The sequence below is a fragment of the Micromonospora sp. NPDC023814 genome (assembly GCF_040639595.1).
GTDB lineage: Bacteria > Actinomycetota > Actinomycetes > Mycobacteriales > Micromonosporaceae > Micromonospora.
On the sequence record NZ_JBFAAF010000002.1, the window covers coordinates 156,947 to 171,175 of the forward strand.

Annotated in this window: 12 protein-coding genes and 1 pseudogene; 10 read left to right on the forward strand and 3 right to left on the reverse strand. The window is 72.4% G+C overall.

The genetic code is table 11. The annotated features are described in order from the left end of the window. Nucleotides 1-283: 283 nt before the first annotated feature. Nucleotides 284-652, reverse strand: a complete 369-nt coding sequence (locus AB0G14_RS01865) for a tetratricopeptide repeat protein (protein ID WP_357692702.1) — start codon at nucleotides 650-652, stop codon at nucleotides 284-286. Nucleotides 653-747: 95 nt separating this feature from the next. Then, the gene (locus tag AB0G14_RS01870; RefSeq protein ID WP_357692704.1) at nucleotides 748-1,518 is read right to left on the reverse strand and encodes an ROK family protein; all 771 of its coding nucleotides are present in this window, start codon (nucleotides 1,516-1,518) and stop codon (nucleotides 748-750) included. Between the two features lie 174 nt (nucleotides 1,519-1,692). On the opposite strand from AB0G14_RS01870, the gene AB0G14_RS01875 reads away from it, so the two are divergent. The 3 genes and pseudogenes from AB0G14_RS01875 (at nucleotide 1,693) to AB0G14_RS01885 (ending at nucleotide 4,491) form a co-directional block, all read left to right on the forward strand. Beyond that, nucleotides 1,693-3,330: an ABC-F family ATP-binding cassette domain-containing protein gene (locus AB0G14_RS01875; RefSeq protein ID WP_357692706.1), complete on the forward strand. Its 1,638-nt coding sequence runs from the start codon at nucleotides 1,693-1,695 to the stop codon at nucleotides 3,328-3,330. Nucleotides 3,331-3,368: 38 nt separating this feature from the next. Then, nucleotides 3,369-3,614, forward strand: a pseudogene (locus AB0G14_RS01880) (hypothetical protein); the annotation flags it as partial. Nucleotides 3,615-3,765: 151 nt separating this feature from the next. Further along, nucleotides 3,766-4,491: a methyltransferase domain-containing protein gene (locus tag AB0G14_RS01885; protein WP_357692708.1), complete on the forward strand. Its 726-nt coding sequence runs from the start codon at nucleotides 3,766-3,768 to the stop codon at nucleotides 4,489-4,491. A 23-nt stretch (nucleotides 4,492-4,514) separates the two neighbouring features. On the opposite strand, the gene AB0G14_RS01890 is transcribed toward AB0G14_RS01885, so the two are convergent. Next, complete coding sequence (locus AB0G14_RS01890; RefSeq protein ID WP_357692710.1) at nucleotides 4,515-5,522, reverse strand: LacI family DNA-binding transcriptional regulator; 1,008 nt, start codon at nucleotides 5,520-5,522, stop codon at nucleotides 4,515-4,517. Nucleotides 5,523-5,658: 136 nt separating this feature from the next. Between AB0G14_RS01890 and AB0G14_RS01895 the strand changes: the two genes are divergently transcribed. From AB0G14_RS01895 to AB0G14_RS01925, 7 genes are all read left to right on the forward strand, one after another. Continuing rightward, entirely contained in the window at nucleotides 5,659-7,173 is a 1,515-nt protein-coding gene (locus AB0G14_RS01895; protein ID WP_357692712.1) for an alpha-N-arabinofuranosidase, read from the forward strand. A gap of 59 nt (nucleotides 7,174-7,232) precedes the next feature. Then, nucleotides 7,233-8,561 carry an ABC transporter substrate-binding protein gene (locus AB0G14_RS01900; protein WP_357692714.1) on the forward strand — a complete coding sequence of 443 codons (1,329 nt, stop codon included), beginning with the start codon at nucleotides 7,233-7,235 and terminating at the stop codon, nucleotides 8,559-8,561. Between the two features lie 6 nt (nucleotides 8,562-8,567). Further along, the gene (locus tag AB0G14_RS01905; protein WP_357692716.1) at nucleotides 8,568-9,533 is read left to right on the forward strand and encodes a sugar ABC transporter permease; all 966 of its coding nucleotides are present in this window, start codon (nucleotides 8,568-8,570) and stop codon (nucleotides 9,531-9,533) included. A 10-nt stretch (nucleotides 9,534-9,543) separates the two neighbouring features. Next, a complete protein-coding gene (locus tag AB0G14_RS01910; RefSeq protein WP_357692718.1) occupies nucleotides 9,544-10,443 on the forward strand; it encodes a carbohydrate ABC transporter permease in 900 nt (299 codons plus the stop codon). Beyond that, entirely contained in the window at nucleotides 10,440-11,462 is a 1,023-nt protein-coding gene (locus AB0G14_RS01915; RefSeq protein ID WP_357692720.1) for a glycoside hydrolase family 43 protein, read from the forward strand. The genes AB0G14_RS01910 and AB0G14_RS01915 overlap by 4 nt, the downstream gene beginning before the upstream one ends. Nucleotides 11,463-11,783: 321 nt before the next feature. Next, the gene (locus AB0G14_RS01920; protein WP_357692722.1) at nucleotides 11,784-13,442 is read left to right on the forward strand and encodes a family 10 glycosylhydrolase; all 1,659 of its coding nucleotides are present in this window, start codon (nucleotides 11,784-11,786) and stop codon (nucleotides 13,440-13,442) included. A 174-nt stretch (nucleotides 13,443-13,616) separates the two neighbouring features. After that, a complete protein-coding gene (locus AB0G14_RS01925; protein ID WP_357692724.1) occupies nucleotides 13,617-14,153 on the forward strand; it encodes a phospholipase in 537 nt (178 codons plus the stop codon). The last annotated feature ends 76 nt before the right edge of the window (nucleotides 14,154-14,229 follow it).

Consider the following 14,229-nt stretch of genomic DNA (forward strand, 5'->3'; position numbering starts at 1 on the left):
GCCACCGGCAGGTCACGTCCCATGCCGCCGATGGTAGGCCGCCCGGCGCGCTCCGCCCCACCCCCGCCCGGGTGGAACACCACGGTCGTCATCAGGCCCGTTTGACAGCCACGGCGTTCCACTCGTCGCGCGAGCTACCCGGCGAGGCCCGGCGTTGCGCTGTGCTGACTACCTGGCGGCGCCCAGCGTCGCGCTGCATCCGGTGACGACCGTACGGACGGGGCAGTCCTGTCGAGCTGCCCCGTCCGTGCGCCCACTTCCCCGGGCGTCGAGTGGTCCGCCGTCAGCGACCGCCCGTGACCCGGGTCTGCACCCGGTCCAGGGCGGTGCGGTAGTCGTCGTTGCCGCTGTGCATCGCCGCCGCGATGCGCAGGTGCCGCAGCGCGTCGGCGGGCCGGTTCAGCCGCTCCAGCGTCCGGCCCAGCACGTGGTGGGCGTAGTGGTCGCTGGGGTCGCGGTCGACCAGCTCGCGGAGCTGCTCCTCGGCCCGGTTGAGCTGGGCCGACTGGAAGTACGCCCGGGCCAGCAGTTGCCGCACCGACGAGTTGTCGGGCTCGGCCGCCACGATCGGTTCGAGCAGCCGGGCCGCTCCGGTCGGGTCACCGGCCTCGAAGAACATGGTCGCCCGCCGGTACTCGGCCAGAAGATCCATTCGACCCACCCCCTCGTGTCACGCCGCCACTTCTCCCGACGCTGGCACAACACCCGGCGTACCGCGACTGTTCCCCGGGCGGAACGCGGGCGGGATCAGGTGGGGGCGCCGTGCCGGCCGGCGACCAGATCCCAGGCGCGTACGCCGCCGACGATGCCCGCCGTGTTGGGCACCACCACCACGTCGTCGCCCATCCGGGCGAGCTGCTCGGGCCGGATCAGCCGCGAGTTGCCGCCGCCCAGGTAGAGCCGGTCCCAGCGGAACACCGGGCGCAGCCCGTCCACGACCTGCCGGATCCGGCGGGACCAGAACGCGTCCCCGAGCCGGCGTCGCTCCGGCTCCCCCACGTACGTGTCGTAGGTGGTGCCCCAGCGCACCGGGGCGTGGGACAGCTCCAGGTGCGGGGCGAGCACCCCGCCGTCGAAGAGCGCGCTGCCCAGCCCGGTGCCGAGGGTCAGCACCAGTTCGCAGCCGGTCCCGGCGACCGCCCCGGCGCCGTGCACCTCGGCGTCGTTGAGCACCAGCGCCGGCACGCCGAACGCCTCGGCGAGCGCGGTCCGCGCGTCGTACCCGGACCACTCCGCGACCAGGCCCGGGTCGGCCTTCGACCGGGGCCCCGAGCGGGTCACGTAGTGCGGGGTGGCGACCACCACGCCGTGCCGGATCATCCCCGGCATGCCGACGGTCAGCCGGTCCGCCGCGGGCAGCCGGCCGCCCAGGTCGAGCAGCGTCTTGACGAACAGGGCCGGCGGCAGCGGGTACGGCGTGGGCACCCGCAGCGGCCGGGCGCGCATCGTGCCCGCCTCGTCCAGCACGGACCCCTTGATCCCGCCGCCGCCACAGTCGATCGCCAGAGTGGTCACCACCCGAGCAGTGTGCCGTGCACCTCCCGCGCCTGGTTCGCGATCTTGCACTTTCGGCCCCACGTTCGCGGCTTTCGCCCCACTCGTCCGGGCACGAAGTGCAAGATCGCGGAGGCGGTGGGGGTGGGGAGGGCGAGCGGGTGGGGAGGGGTGGGGGGCGGGATAGGGTCGCGGTTGATGAGCGCGACGATGATCGTCAAGGGGCTGGCCGCGGGGCACGGGGACCGGGCGCTGTTCTCGGGGCTGGACCTGGTGGTCGCCCCCGGGGACGTGGTGGGGCTGGTCGGGCCGAACGGGGCGGGCAAGTCGACGCTGCTGCGTACCCTCGCCGGGTTGCTGCCGGTGGAGGCCGGGAGCATCGCGCTCAGCCCGCCCACGGCGAGCGTCGGGCACCTGCCGCAGGAGCCGGAGCGGCGCGCCAGCGAGACCGTCCGGGACTTCCTCGCCCGGCGCACCGGGGTCACCGCCGCGCAGGCCGCGCTGGACGCGGCGACTACGGCGCTCACCGACGGCGCGCCCGGCGCGGACGACGACTACGCAGAGGCGCTGGAGCGCTGGCTCGGCCTGGGCGGGGCGGACCTGGAGGAGCGCGCCGAACAGGTCGCCGCCGAACTTGGCCTCACGGTCGACCTGGACCACCCGATGACCGGGCTCTCCGGCGGTCAGGCCGCCCGCGCCGGGCTGGCCTCGCTGCTGCTCAGCCGCTACGACGTCTTCCTGCTCGACGAGCCGACCAACGACCTGGACCTGGCCGGCCTGGAGCGGCTGGAGGAGTTCGTCACCGGGCTGCGGGCCGGCACGGTGCTGGTCAGCCACGACCGCGAGTTCCTCACCCGCACGGTGACCCGGGTGCTGGAGCTGGACCTGCACCAGCAGCAGATCCGGCACTACGGCGGCGGCTACGCCGCGTACCTGGAGGAGCGCGAGGTGGCCCGCCGGCACGCCCGCGAGGAGTACGAGGAGTACGCCGACACCCGGGCCGGGCTGGAGGCGCGCGCCCGCACGCAACGGGCCTGGATGGAGAAGGGCGTGAAGAACGCCCGCCGCAAGGCCACCGACAACGACAAGATCGGCCGCAAGTTCCGCTCCGAGGCGACCGAGAAGCAGGCGGCCAAGGCCAAGCAGACCGAGCGGCTGATCGAGCGGCTGGAGGTGGTCGAGGAGCCCCGCAAGGAGTGGGAGCTGCGGATGGAGATCGCTGCGGCGCCCCGCGCCGGCGCCGTCGTGGCCTCGCTGCGCGACGCCGTCGTACGCCGGGGCGGCTTCACCCTCGGCCCGGTGACCCTCCAGGTCGACTGGGCGGACCGGGTGGCGGTGACCGGGGCGAACGGCTCCGGCAAGTCCACGCTGCTCGCCGCCCTGCTGGGCCGGCTCCCCCTCGACGAGGGGCACGCCGTGCTCGGCCCGGGCGTGGTGGTCGGCGAGGTGGACCAGGCCCGGGGGCTCTTCCTCGGCGACGCGCCGCTGATCGACGCGTTCCGCGCCGCCGTGCCGGACCTGTCGCCGGCGGACGCGCGGACGCTGCTGGCCAAGTTCGGCCTACGCGCGGCGCACGTGCTGCGCCCGGCGGCGACCCTGTCCCCGGGCGAGCGGACCCGGGCGGCGCTGGCGCTGCTCCAGGGGCGCGGAGTGAACCTGCTGGTGCTGGACGAGCCGACGAACCACCTGGACCTGCCGGCCATCGAGCAGCTGGAGTCCGCCCTGGCCAACTACCCGGGCACGCTGCTGCTGGTCACCCACGACCGGCGGATGCTCGACGCGGTGCAGACCAACCGGCGGTTGCGGGTGGCCGCCGGACGGATCGCCGAGGATTGATCCGTGCCGACCCGCTCGCGGCGGGTGACAATGACCCCATGCTCAAGTGGGAGTACGCGCTGCTGGTCCGCCGTCGCCAGGCGGCCACCAACGACATCGGCTGGGAGGTCGTCTTCGTCTGGTACGGCCCGGACGGCTCCATGGTCGACGTGACGCCCTACGGCGACACCGCGCTGGCCCACCTGAACCGGGCCGGCGACCAGGGCTGGGAGCTGGTGGCCATGAGCGAGGACCCGTCCCTGCCCGGCAACAACGAGCTGCACCGCTACCACCTCAAGCGGCCCAAGCCGGCCGCTCCGCCGCCCCGGCAGCGGATGCGCGGCGGCGGTCGCCCCCGGCGGACGATCACCGGCTGACCGCCCGGCTCGCGGCACGGCAGGTCGCGGGGCATATCGGGCGGAGATCCGGGTATCGGCCCGCGGGAGGTGGACCCGGATGGTCGCGCTGGGACAGACCCCGCCCTCGGCCGAGCGGCTGCGGGCGATCGACGTATTCCTCGCCGAGGCGTGGGCCGACCAGGCCCGGCACGACGATCGGCTGCGCGACCTCGCGGTGGAGGTGCGCTTCGACCGGGGGGTGGCCCACCTCGACGGCGAGGTCGCGGAGCAGTCCGACCTGCGCCTGGTCCGGGACCGGGTGGGCCGGCTCGACGGGGTGTTCGGCGTCTGGTGCCGGGTACGCGTCGGTGGGCGCGACCCGGTCGTGGTCGACCTGGGCTGCGGCGCCACCAAGCAGTGGCCGGGCAACCTGGGGCTGGACATCTACCCCGCCCCGGGGGTGAACGCGGTGGCCGATCTCTCCGCCTCGCTGCCGCTGGCCGACGACTCGGTGGACGTGCTGTTCGCGGTGCACATCCTGGAGCACCTGGTCGACTTCCTGCCACTGGTCGACGAGTGCCACCGGGTGCTCCGGCCGGGCGGCGTGCTGCACGTGATGAGCCCGTGGTGGCGGCACGTGAACGCCGTCGCCGACCCGACCCACGTCCGGCTGCTCGACGTGCAGACGGTCAAGGGGATCTGCCTGCAGCGCCCGCCGAGCACCCCGCGCTGGTATCCGCTGCACGTCGGCTGCGACGGTGCCTCGATCTTCGCCGACCTCACCCCGCTGACCCCGGACGCGGCCGGCCCCACCCCCGCCCACCTGGCCCGCTTCTTCGACTGACCCGGCCGGACGGGCAGCCGGGGTCAGCGGCCGAGGGTGCTTTCGCGGGGGGTGAGGCGCCAGGGGGCGGAGAGTTCCCGGGGCGGCGCGGTGCGGTCGCCGTCGATGCGGCCCGCGAGCAGCTCCACGGCCAGCCGGGCGATGCGCTCCTTGTCGGGGGCGATGGTGCTCAGGGTGGGCACGGAGAACCGGCCGTCCTCGATGTCGTCGAAGCCGGCCACCGCGACGTCCTCGGGGACGCGCAGTCCCGCCTCGTGCAGGGCGCGCAGGGCACCCAGCGCGAGGGTGTCGTTGAAGCAGAAGACGGCGTCGGGGCGTACGCCGGAGGCCAGCAGCGCACGCATCGCGGCGGCGCCGTCCGCGCGGTGCCAGGCCGACGCGGGCGCCACCAGCCCCTCGTCGTAGTCGATGCCGGCGTCGGCGAGCGCGGCGGTGTAGCCGGCGAGCCGGAGCCGGGCGCTCGCCCCCTCCGGGGTGCGCTGCGAGCCGATGGCGGCGATCCGGCGGCGGCCGAGCCCGACCAGGTGGGCGGTGAGCTCCCGGGCGGCGCCCACGTTGTCGATGCCGACGTGGTCGGCGGGCCCGTGGTCGACCCGCTCGCCGAGCAGCACCATCGGGGTGCCGTCGAGCCCGGTCAGGTCCTCGGCGGTGAGCGCCAGCGGGCTGAAGATCAGCCCGTCGATCAGGTGCTCGGTGATGCCGGAGGCGACCACCCGCTCCTGCTCGCGGCCGCCGCCGGTCTGGTCGATGAGCACCGTCCAGCCCAGCTCGGCCGCGGCCGTGACGACGTGCCGGGCCAGCTCGGCGAAGTAGGGGATGTCCAGCTCGGGCACGGCCAGCGCGATCACCCCGGTACGCCCCTTGCGCAGGTTGCGCGCGGAGAGGTTGGGGCGGTAGTTCAGCTCGGCGATGGCCTCCTCGACCCGGGCCCGGGTGTCGGGCCGGACGTGCACGTAGCCGTTGACCACGTTGGAGACGGTCTTGACCGACACGCCGGCCCGCTCCGCCACGTCCTTGAGCCTGTGTCGCACCGCGCCACCTCCCGCCATGACTGCGCACTTTACCTCGCGACCGGCTCTTTACAACGTTGCTTACAACGTTGTAGAAACCAGGGACACCGGGTGACCGCGGTCACCCTGGACCGCGACGAGGAAAGGTGGCACCCCCTTGCGGACCGCGCAGCTCACGATCGACCCGGCCTTCGCGATCGGGCCGGCCGACCGGCGACTCTTCGGCTCGTTCGTCGAGCACATGGGCCGCTGCGTCTACGGCGGGATCTACGAGCCGGGGCACCCGGCGGCGGACGCGCGGGGGCTGCGCGGCGACGTGCTGGAGCTGACCCGGGAGCTGGGCGTGTCGGTGGTCCGCTATCCCGGCGGCAACTTCGTCTCCGGCTACCGCTGGGAGGACGGCGTCGGCCCGGTCGGCGACCGTCCCCGCCGGCTCGACCTGGCCTGGAAGACGATCGAGACGAACGCCTTCGGGCTCGACGAGTTCATGAGCTGGGCCGCCGAGGCGGGGGTCGAGCCGATGATGGCGGTCAACCTCGGCACCCGGGGCGTGCAGGAGGCGTGCGACCTGCTGGAGTACGCCAACCACCCGGGCGGGACGCAGCTGTCGGACCTGCGCCGCAAGCACGGCGCCGAGAAGCCGTACGGGGTGCGGCTCTGGTGCCTGGGCAACGAGCTGGACGGCCCGTGGCAGGTCGGCCACAAGACCGCCGACGAGTACGGCCGGCTGGCCGCCGAGACCGCCCGGGCCATGAAGATGGTCGACCCCTCGATCAGCCTGGTCGCCTGCGGCAGCTCCAACCGGACGATGCCCACCTTCGCCTCGTGGGAGGCGACCGTCCTGGAGCACACCTACGAGCACGTCGACTACATCTCCGCGCACACCTACTACGACCCGTCCGACGGCGACCGCGCCAGCATCCTCGCCTCCGCCGTCGACATGGACAACTTCATCCGCGACGTGGTCGCCACCGCCGACCACGTGGCGGCGAAGCGGCGGGACCGGCGCAAGCTCAAGATCTCCTTCGACGAGTGGAACGTGTGGTACCAGTCCCGCCTCCAGGCCGACCTGGACCGGCGCGGCTGGGTGGAGGCCCCGGCGCTGATCGAGGACGACTTCACCGCCGTCGACGCGGTGGTGGTCGGCGACCTGCTGATCACCCTGCTCCGGCACGCCGACCGGGTCGGGGTGGCCTGCCAGGCCCAGCTCGCCAACGTCATCGCCCCGATCCGCACCCGCACCGGCGGGCCGGCGTGGCGGCAGAGCATCTTCCACCCGTTCGCGCTGACCGCCCGGCACGCCCGGGGCACGGTGCTGCGCACCGAGCCGGTCGGCCCGGGCTACGAGACGAAGCGGTACGGCGAGGTCCCCGTGCTCGACTCCGTCGCCGTGCACGACGAGGAGACGGGCGGGCTGACCGTCTTCGCCGTCAACCGGGACTCGGCCGACCTGGCGCTGGAACTCGACCTGCGCGGCCTGCCAGGACTCTCCGTCTCATCCCATTTGAGCCTCGCCGCCGGGGACGACCCGACGGCGACGAACACCGAGGCCGAGCCCGACCGGGTGACGCCCCGGCAGTTGCCCACCCCCACCACCGACGGCGGCCGGTGCGCCGTGCGGCTGCCGGCCGTCTCCTGGAACGTGCTGCGCTTCTCCCCCGCCGCCGGCTGACGCCGGACCGGCCCTGGGCAGGCACAATTCATCCCCGTCCCCCAAGGAGTGAAACCCGCATGATGCAGAACGAGATGAGCCGGCGGCGCCTGCTCGGCCTCGGCCTCGGGCTCGGCGCCGCCGCCTCGCTGACTCTGGCCGGTTGCGGCGGCGACGACGACAGCTCGGGCCCGGCGGCCGGCAACGGCGGCAAGGACTACACCGGCCCCAAGGTGGACCTGAAGCTGTGGAACGGATTCACCGGCGGCGACGGCGACATCTTCAAGGCGCTGGTGAACCAGTTCAACACCGAGCACCAGAACGTCGCCGTCACGACCGTGACGTACGAGTGGGTGGACTACTACGCCAAGCTTCCCGGCGCCGCCTCCAGCGGCAGCGGGCCGGACATCGCGGTCATGCACATGGACCAGCTCGCCACCTTCGCCGCCCGCGGCGTGATCACCGAGCTGGACGACGTGGCCAAGGCGCTGGAGCTGAGCGAGGGCGACTTCGCCCCCACCGTCTGGAAGGGCGGGCTCTACAACGACAAGCGGTACGGCATCCCGCTGGACATGCACCCGCTCGGCTTCTACTACAACAAGGCCGTCATGCAGAAGGCGGGCCTGGACCCGAGCAAGCCGCCGACGACGAAGGACGAGTACACCGCCGCGCTGACCGAGCTGAAGAAGTCCGGCGTGCAGGGCTTCTGGGTCAGCCCGTTCCAGTTCACCGGCGGCATGACCTTCTACTCCCTGCTGCACCAGTGGGGCGGCAGCGTGTTCGACGCCGAGGCCACCAAGGCCACCTTCAACTCCGACCAGGCCGTCGAGGCGTGCACCTGGCTGGTCGACCTGATCAAGCAGGGCCACTCCCCCGCGAACGTCGGCCAGGACGCCGACTACCTGGCGTTCAAGAGCGGGAAGAACGCCTTCAACTGGAACGGCATCTGGCAGGTCAACGACCTGAAGAAGAGCCCGGAGATCCAGTGGGGCGTCGCGCCCCTGCCGCAGATCGGCAGCACGCCGGCGGCCTGGGCCAACTCGCACAACTTCACCATCGTCAAGCAGCGGGCCAACGACGCCAACAAGGTCTCGGCGGCGAAGGTCTTCATCAACTGGCTCAGCCAGCACTCCCTGGACTGGGCCAAGGGCGGCCAGGTGCCGGCCCGCAAGACGGTCCGGGACAGCGCCGAGTTCAAGGCGCTGGCCGAGGTGAACGCGCTCGCCCCCGAACTGGAGTACGCGGCCTTCCCGCCGGCGGCCCCGGGCCTCGGCGAGGTCATGACGACCTTCTACGACTCGTTCAACGAGGCGGCGCTGGGCAAGAAGTCGCCCAAGCAGGCGCTGGACGACGGCGCGGCCAAGGCCAACAAGCAGCTCGAGGACAATCGCAAGAAGTACGGGAGCTGATCTCCCGTGGCGGACGTGATCGAGGTCGGGGCGGCGCGCGACGGCGCGCCGCCCCCGGCGGCCGGCACCGCCCGCCGGGGCGCCGCGGCGGGCCGGACGGGGCGGCTGACGCCGTACCTCTTCCTCGCCCCGTACCTGGTCCTGTTCGGGGTCTTCGGCCTGCTGCCGATCGTGCTCGGCCTCTGGCTCAGCGTGCACCAGTGGGACTTCCAGCTCCCCAACCGGCCCTTCGTCGGGCTGGACAACTACGGGAAGCTGTTCTCCGCCGACTCGGCCGTCTACGGCGACTGGTGGCAGAGCGTACGGGCGACGGCGGTCTTCACCGTCCTGTCGGTGCCGCTGCTGGTGGTCGTCCCGCTCGGGCTGGCGCTGCTGCTGAACCGCTCGTTCCCCGGCCGGACCTTCTTCCGGGCGGTCTACTTCGCGCCGTACGTGCTGGGCGTGGCGGTGATCGGCCTGCTCTGGCGGTTCCTGCTCGACGCCAACCTCGGCCTGGTCAACCGGCTCGCCGGGATGGTCGGGCTGCCGGCCGACACCCCGTGGGTGACCGACGTGCCGTGGGCCTGGGTGTCGCTGGTCGGGGTGACCGTCTGGTGGACCTCCGGCTTCAACGCCGTGATCTACCTGGCCGGGCTCCAGGACATCCCGCAGGAGCTGTACGAGGCGGCGAAGGTGGACGGCGCGAGCGCCTGGGAACGGTTCCGGCACGTCACGCTCCCCGGGCTGCGCCCAGTGCTGCTGTTCGTGATCACCACGACCGTCCTCGCCTCGGCGAACGTGTTCGGCCAGTCGTTCCTGATCACCCAGGGCGCGCCGGGCACGGAGACCCGCACGGTGGTCTGGTTCATCGTCGACGAGGGGCTGCGGGACAACGACGCCGGCCGCGCCGCCGCGATGAGCATCGTGTTCGCCCTGATGCTGGCGGTGGTGAGCATCGCCAACTTCCGCCTCTTCCGCTACCGGGAAGACTGAGGGGACCGCCATGACGACGCCCACGCGCACCGGGCGCGCCCCCGCGCCGACCCGCGGCAGCACCCCGACGGCCGGCCGCGCACCGGCCACCGGGCTGCGCCGGGCGGCGCTCTACGCCACCCTGGTGGCGCTCGCCCTGGTCTTCCTGACGCCGCTGGTGTGGATGGTCATCACCTCGCTGAAGACCTACACCGGGGCCCAGCAGATCCCGCCGACCTGGCTGCCGGACCCGATCTCCGGGTACGGCTACGAGCAGGTCCTCGACAACTCCGCGAACCCCGTGCTGCGCTGGTTCGCGAACAGCATGCTGGCCGCCACGCTGCACGCGCTGCTGGTGCTGGCGACCGCCTCGATGGCCGCGTACGCCCTGGCCCGGATGCGGTTCCGCGGCCGCAAGGTGCTCTTCGCGCTGATCGTCGGGACGCTGTTCATCCCGCCGACCTCGCTGATCATCCCGAACTTCCTGATCGTCGACGAGCTGAACTGGATCGACACCCTGGCCGTCGTGGTCGTCCCCGGGACGGCGAGCGCGTTCGGGGTGTTCTTCCTGCGGCAGTTCTTCCTCAGCCTGCCCCGGGAGCTGGAGGAGGCCGCGGTGCTGGACGGCGCCAACCAGTGGCAGATCTTCTGGAAGGTGGTGCTGCCGCTGTCCAGGCCGGCGCTGGCCACCCTGGCCGTGCTGTCGTTCCTGACCAACTGGAACGACTTCCTGTGGCCGATCTTCGTGCTGTTCAGCCCGGAGATGCTCACCCTGCCGCCGGGGCTGGGCCTGCTCCAGGGGGCCTACAACACCGACTACCCGGTGCTCATGGCCGGGGCGATGCTGGCCAGCCTGCCGGTGTTGGTCCTCTTCGTCCTCGCCCAGCGGCACATCATCCAGGGCGTCTCCCGCAGCGGCCTGAAGGGATGACGGCCGGGACGACCCGGCGGCGCGGCGCGGCGGCGGTGCTCGCCGCCGCGCTGCTCGCCGCCGGCTGCGGGGGCGGGGACGATCCGAGACCCACGAGCAGGGAGGCCGACGCGCGCATGTTCACCAACCCGGTCGTACGCACCGACGCCCCGGATCCGCAGGCGATCCGGGTGGGCGACACCTGGTACCTCTTCCACACCAACGCCGCCGGCCGCAACGTCCCGGTGCTCACCTCCCCCGACCTGGTCGACTGGACGCCGGCCGGGGACGCGCTGCCGGAGCTGCCCGCGTGGGCGGAGCCCGGGAAGAACTGGGCACCCGAGGCGATCGAGCTGGCCCCGGACCGGTTCCTGCTCTACTACACGGTCGCCGGGCGCGAGTCCGGGCGGCAGTGCGTCGGCCGGGCGGTGGCGAGCGCCCCGCAGGGGCCGTACCGGGACGACTCGGCCGCCCCGCTGATCTGCCAGGCGGAGCTGGGCGGGGCGATCGACGCCAGCCCGTTCCGGGACGCCGACGGCAGCCTGTGGCTGCTGTGGAAGAACGACGGCAACGCCGTCGGGGTGGACACCTGGATCTGGTCGCAGCGCCTCTCCGACGACGGGCTGCGCCTGGTCGGCGAGCCGGCGAAGCTGCTGAAGCAGACCGAGCCGTGGGAGGGCAACCTGGTCGAGGGGCCGTTCCTCCACCGGCACGACGGAAAGCTGTTCCTCTTCTTCGCCGCCAACGCCTACGACCGCGCCGAGTACGCCGAGGGCTACGCGGTCTGCGAGTCGCCGACCGGCCCCTGCGTGAAGGCCCCGGAGAATCCGATCCTGGCGACCAACGGGGTGGCCTCCGGGCCGGGGCACGCCTCGATGGTGGTGGTGGACGGCCGCACCTGGCTGCTCTACCACGCCTGGCCGCCCGGTCAGGAGGGCACGGTCGACCCGGGCCGCCAGATCTGGCTCGACGAGGTCGTCTGGGACAGCGGCAGGCCGGTGGTCAAGGGCCCCACGGGCAGGCCCCAGCCCCGTCCCTGACCCGGGGCCCCACCCGGCCGGAAGCAACGGACCCGGGCCGCGTCCGGGTCGGTGTCCGCGCCGACCGCCGGCCGGCTCAACCGCCACTTCTCGGCCCGTCCGGGTCACGACCTGCCGTGTGCGGGTCGTCACCGTGCGCGCGGTGAGCCCGGCCACACGGCGGAGCAGAACCCGACGGACGGACCGATCCCGCGCAGACCCTTGCGCCGGACCCACGAGGTGTGAAAATTTCCTACCAGCGGCAGATTGTCAACGGCGAATCTTGCCGATAGTGCCGCGATCGACCCCTGACACGGGAGCCCCAACGAAGGGACACACCGCATGAAGGCAACTCGGCTCGGAGCCGCCGGGCTGGCCGCCGCACTGCTCGGCGCGCTCGTCGCCGCCACCCCCGCGAGCGCTACGCCCGACGCGGCGACCACCGCCTCCACCACCACCTGCGTCACCGACCCGGCCACGCCGAAGCGGCAGTTCCGGGCCATGTGGATCTCCTCGGTCGTCAACATCGACTGGCCGACCAAGGCGTCCCAGACCTCGCCCGACCGCATCGCCACCCAGCAGGCCGAGTACCGCGAACTGCTGGACCTCGCCGAGCGGCTCAACCACAACGCGGTGGTCGTCCAGATCCGGCCGACCGCCGACGCGTTCTGGCCGTCGCCGTACGAGCCCTGGTCGGAGTACCTGACCGGGGTCCGCGGCGAGAACCCGGGCTGGGACCCGCTGAAGTTCGTGGTCGAGGAGGCGCACAAACGGAACCTGGAGTTCCACGCCTGGTTCAACCCGTACCGCATCTCGATGCCGGCCCCGGGCGGCGCCGGCGCGGACATCAGCAAGCTCGCGCCGAACCACCCGGCGCGGGAGCACCCGGAGTGGACCTTCGCCTACCCGCCGGCCGGGGTGGCCGGCAGCCGGCTCTACTACAACCCCGGCATCCCGGAGGTCCGCGAGTTCGTCCAGACCGCGATGATGGACGCCGTCAAGCGGTACGACGTCGACGGCGTGCACTTCGACGACTACTTCTACCCCTACCCGAGCGGCACCCACCAGGTGCCCGACGACGCGACCTTCGCGGCGCACAACCGGGGCTTCACCAACAAGGCCGACTGGCGGCGGGACAACATCAACCTGCTGATCCAGGAGATGAACGCCAAGATCAAGGCCGAGAAGTCCTGGGTGAAGTTCGGCGTCAGCCCGTTCGGCATCTGGCGCAACCAGTCGGCCGACCCGCTGGGCTCGGACACCACCGGCAGCCAGTCGTACGACATCATCTCCGCCGACACCCGCAAGTGGGTCAAGGAGGAGTGGATCGACTACATCGTGCCGCAGCTCTACTGGTACATCGGCCAGTACCCGGCCGCCGACTACGCCCGGCTGGTGCCGTGGTGGGCGGACGTGGTCAAGGGCACCCGGGTGCAGCTCTACATCGGGCAGGCCGACTACAAGAGCGGTGACACGGTCTACGGCTCCTTCTGGATGAACCCGCGCGAGCTGTCCGACCACCTGACGCTCAACCGGGCGCACCCCGAGGTGCTGGGCAACGTCCACTTCTCGGCCGTGCAGGTCCGGGCCAACCGGCTCGGCGCGACCGACATCTACGCCGCCGAGCACTACTCGCGGCCGGCGCTGATCCCGACCATGTCGCACCTGCCGTCGAAGCCGCTGCTCATGCCGGTGGTCACGAAGGCCGCGCGGCAGGACGACGGGGTCCGGCTGAACTGGCTCCAGCCGGCCGACGGCGAGGGCCCGCTCGGCACCGCCACGTCGTACGCGATCTACCGCTTCGACGGGGTCGACCTGGCCGACCGGTGCGACTTCGCCGACGCGGCGCACCTGGTCGACACGGTCCGCGCCGACGGCACCGGGACGCAGTCCTGGGTGGACACCACCGCCGAGGCGGGCAAGCGGTACACGTACTACGTGACCGCGCTCGACCGGCTGGCGAACGAGAGCCCGGCCAGCCCGCCGGCGTTCGTCCGCTGACGTCCCACCGAATGCCCCGGGCGCCCCTGGCGTCCGGGGCATTCGTCTGTTTCGGCGTCTGTCACCAATTGTCGGCGGACACGACACCTCCGGGAACCCTCATTGATCGAAACTGATCGACATCCGGTGACCCGCCGGTAACCTCGTCCCACCGCCACCCCCGCGGAGGTAACCGTGCCCAGACGCCTCACCACCCTGCTCGCCTCGGGCGCGCTCGCGCTGCTCGTCCTGCTCGGCGTCGCCTCCCCCGCCGCCGCCGTCACGCCCACGCAGAAGCTGTCCGTCCTGGCGAGCTGGACCCAGACCAGCGCCACCAGCTACAACGCCTGGAACTCCGCCCGGCTGAACAAGGCCGCCTGGGCCGAGTACGCCTTCGACTGGTCGACCGACTACTGCTCGTCCAGCCCGGACAACCCGCTCGGCTTCAACTTCACCCTCTCCTGCTACCGGCACGACTTCGGCTACCGCAACTACAAGGCGATGGGCCAGTTCTCGGCCAACAAGTCCCGCCTGGACAGCGCCTTCTACGAGGATCTGAAGCGGGTCTGTGCCACGTACAACACCATCGTCCGGCCGGCCTGCTACAGCCTCGCCTGGACGTACTACCAGGCCGTCAGCGCCTTCGGCTCCGTCGCCGCCGTGCAGCAGGCCGACATCGACCGCGCCGCCCGGATGAAGGCCGACGCCGAGCGCCGCGCCGCCCTCCGCTGAGGCGGGTCGGCCGGGGGACCCGTCCCGCCTCCCCGGGCGAGGACGCGACTCCCGGTCGACGCCGCGCCCGACCGAA

Excerpts from the sequence above, each read along its gene's own strand:
- AB0G14_RS01865 (WP_357692702.1), bottom strand. The coding sequence starts at position 652 with ATGGATCTTCTGGCCGAGTACCGGCGGGCGACCATGTTCTTCGAGGCC.
- AB0G14_RS01875 (WP_357692706.1), top strand. The coding sequence starts at position 1,693 with ATGAGCGCGACGATGATCGTCAAGGGGCTGGCCGCGGGGCACGGGGAC.
- AB0G14_RS01885 (WP_357692708.1), top strand. The coding sequence starts at position 3,766 with ATGGTCGCGCTGGGACAGACCCCGCCCTCGGCCGAGCGGCTGCGGGCG.
- AB0G14_RS01900 (WP_357692714.1), top strand. The coding sequence starts at position 7,233 with ATGATGCAGAACGAGATGAGCCGGCGGCGCCTGCTCGGCCTCGGCCTC.
- AB0G14_RS01910 (WP_357692718.1), top strand. The coding sequence starts at position 9,544 with ATGACGACGCCCACGCGCACCGGGCGCGCCCCCGCGCCGACCCGCGGC.
- AB0G14_RS01915 (WP_357692720.1), top strand. The coding sequence starts at position 10,440 with ATGACGGCCGGGACGACCCGGCGGCGCGGCGCGGCGGCGGTGCTCGCC.
- AB0G14_RS01920 (WP_357692722.1), top strand. The coding sequence starts at position 11,784 with ATGAAGGCAACTCGGCTCGGAGCCGCCGGGCTGGCCGCCGCACTGCTC.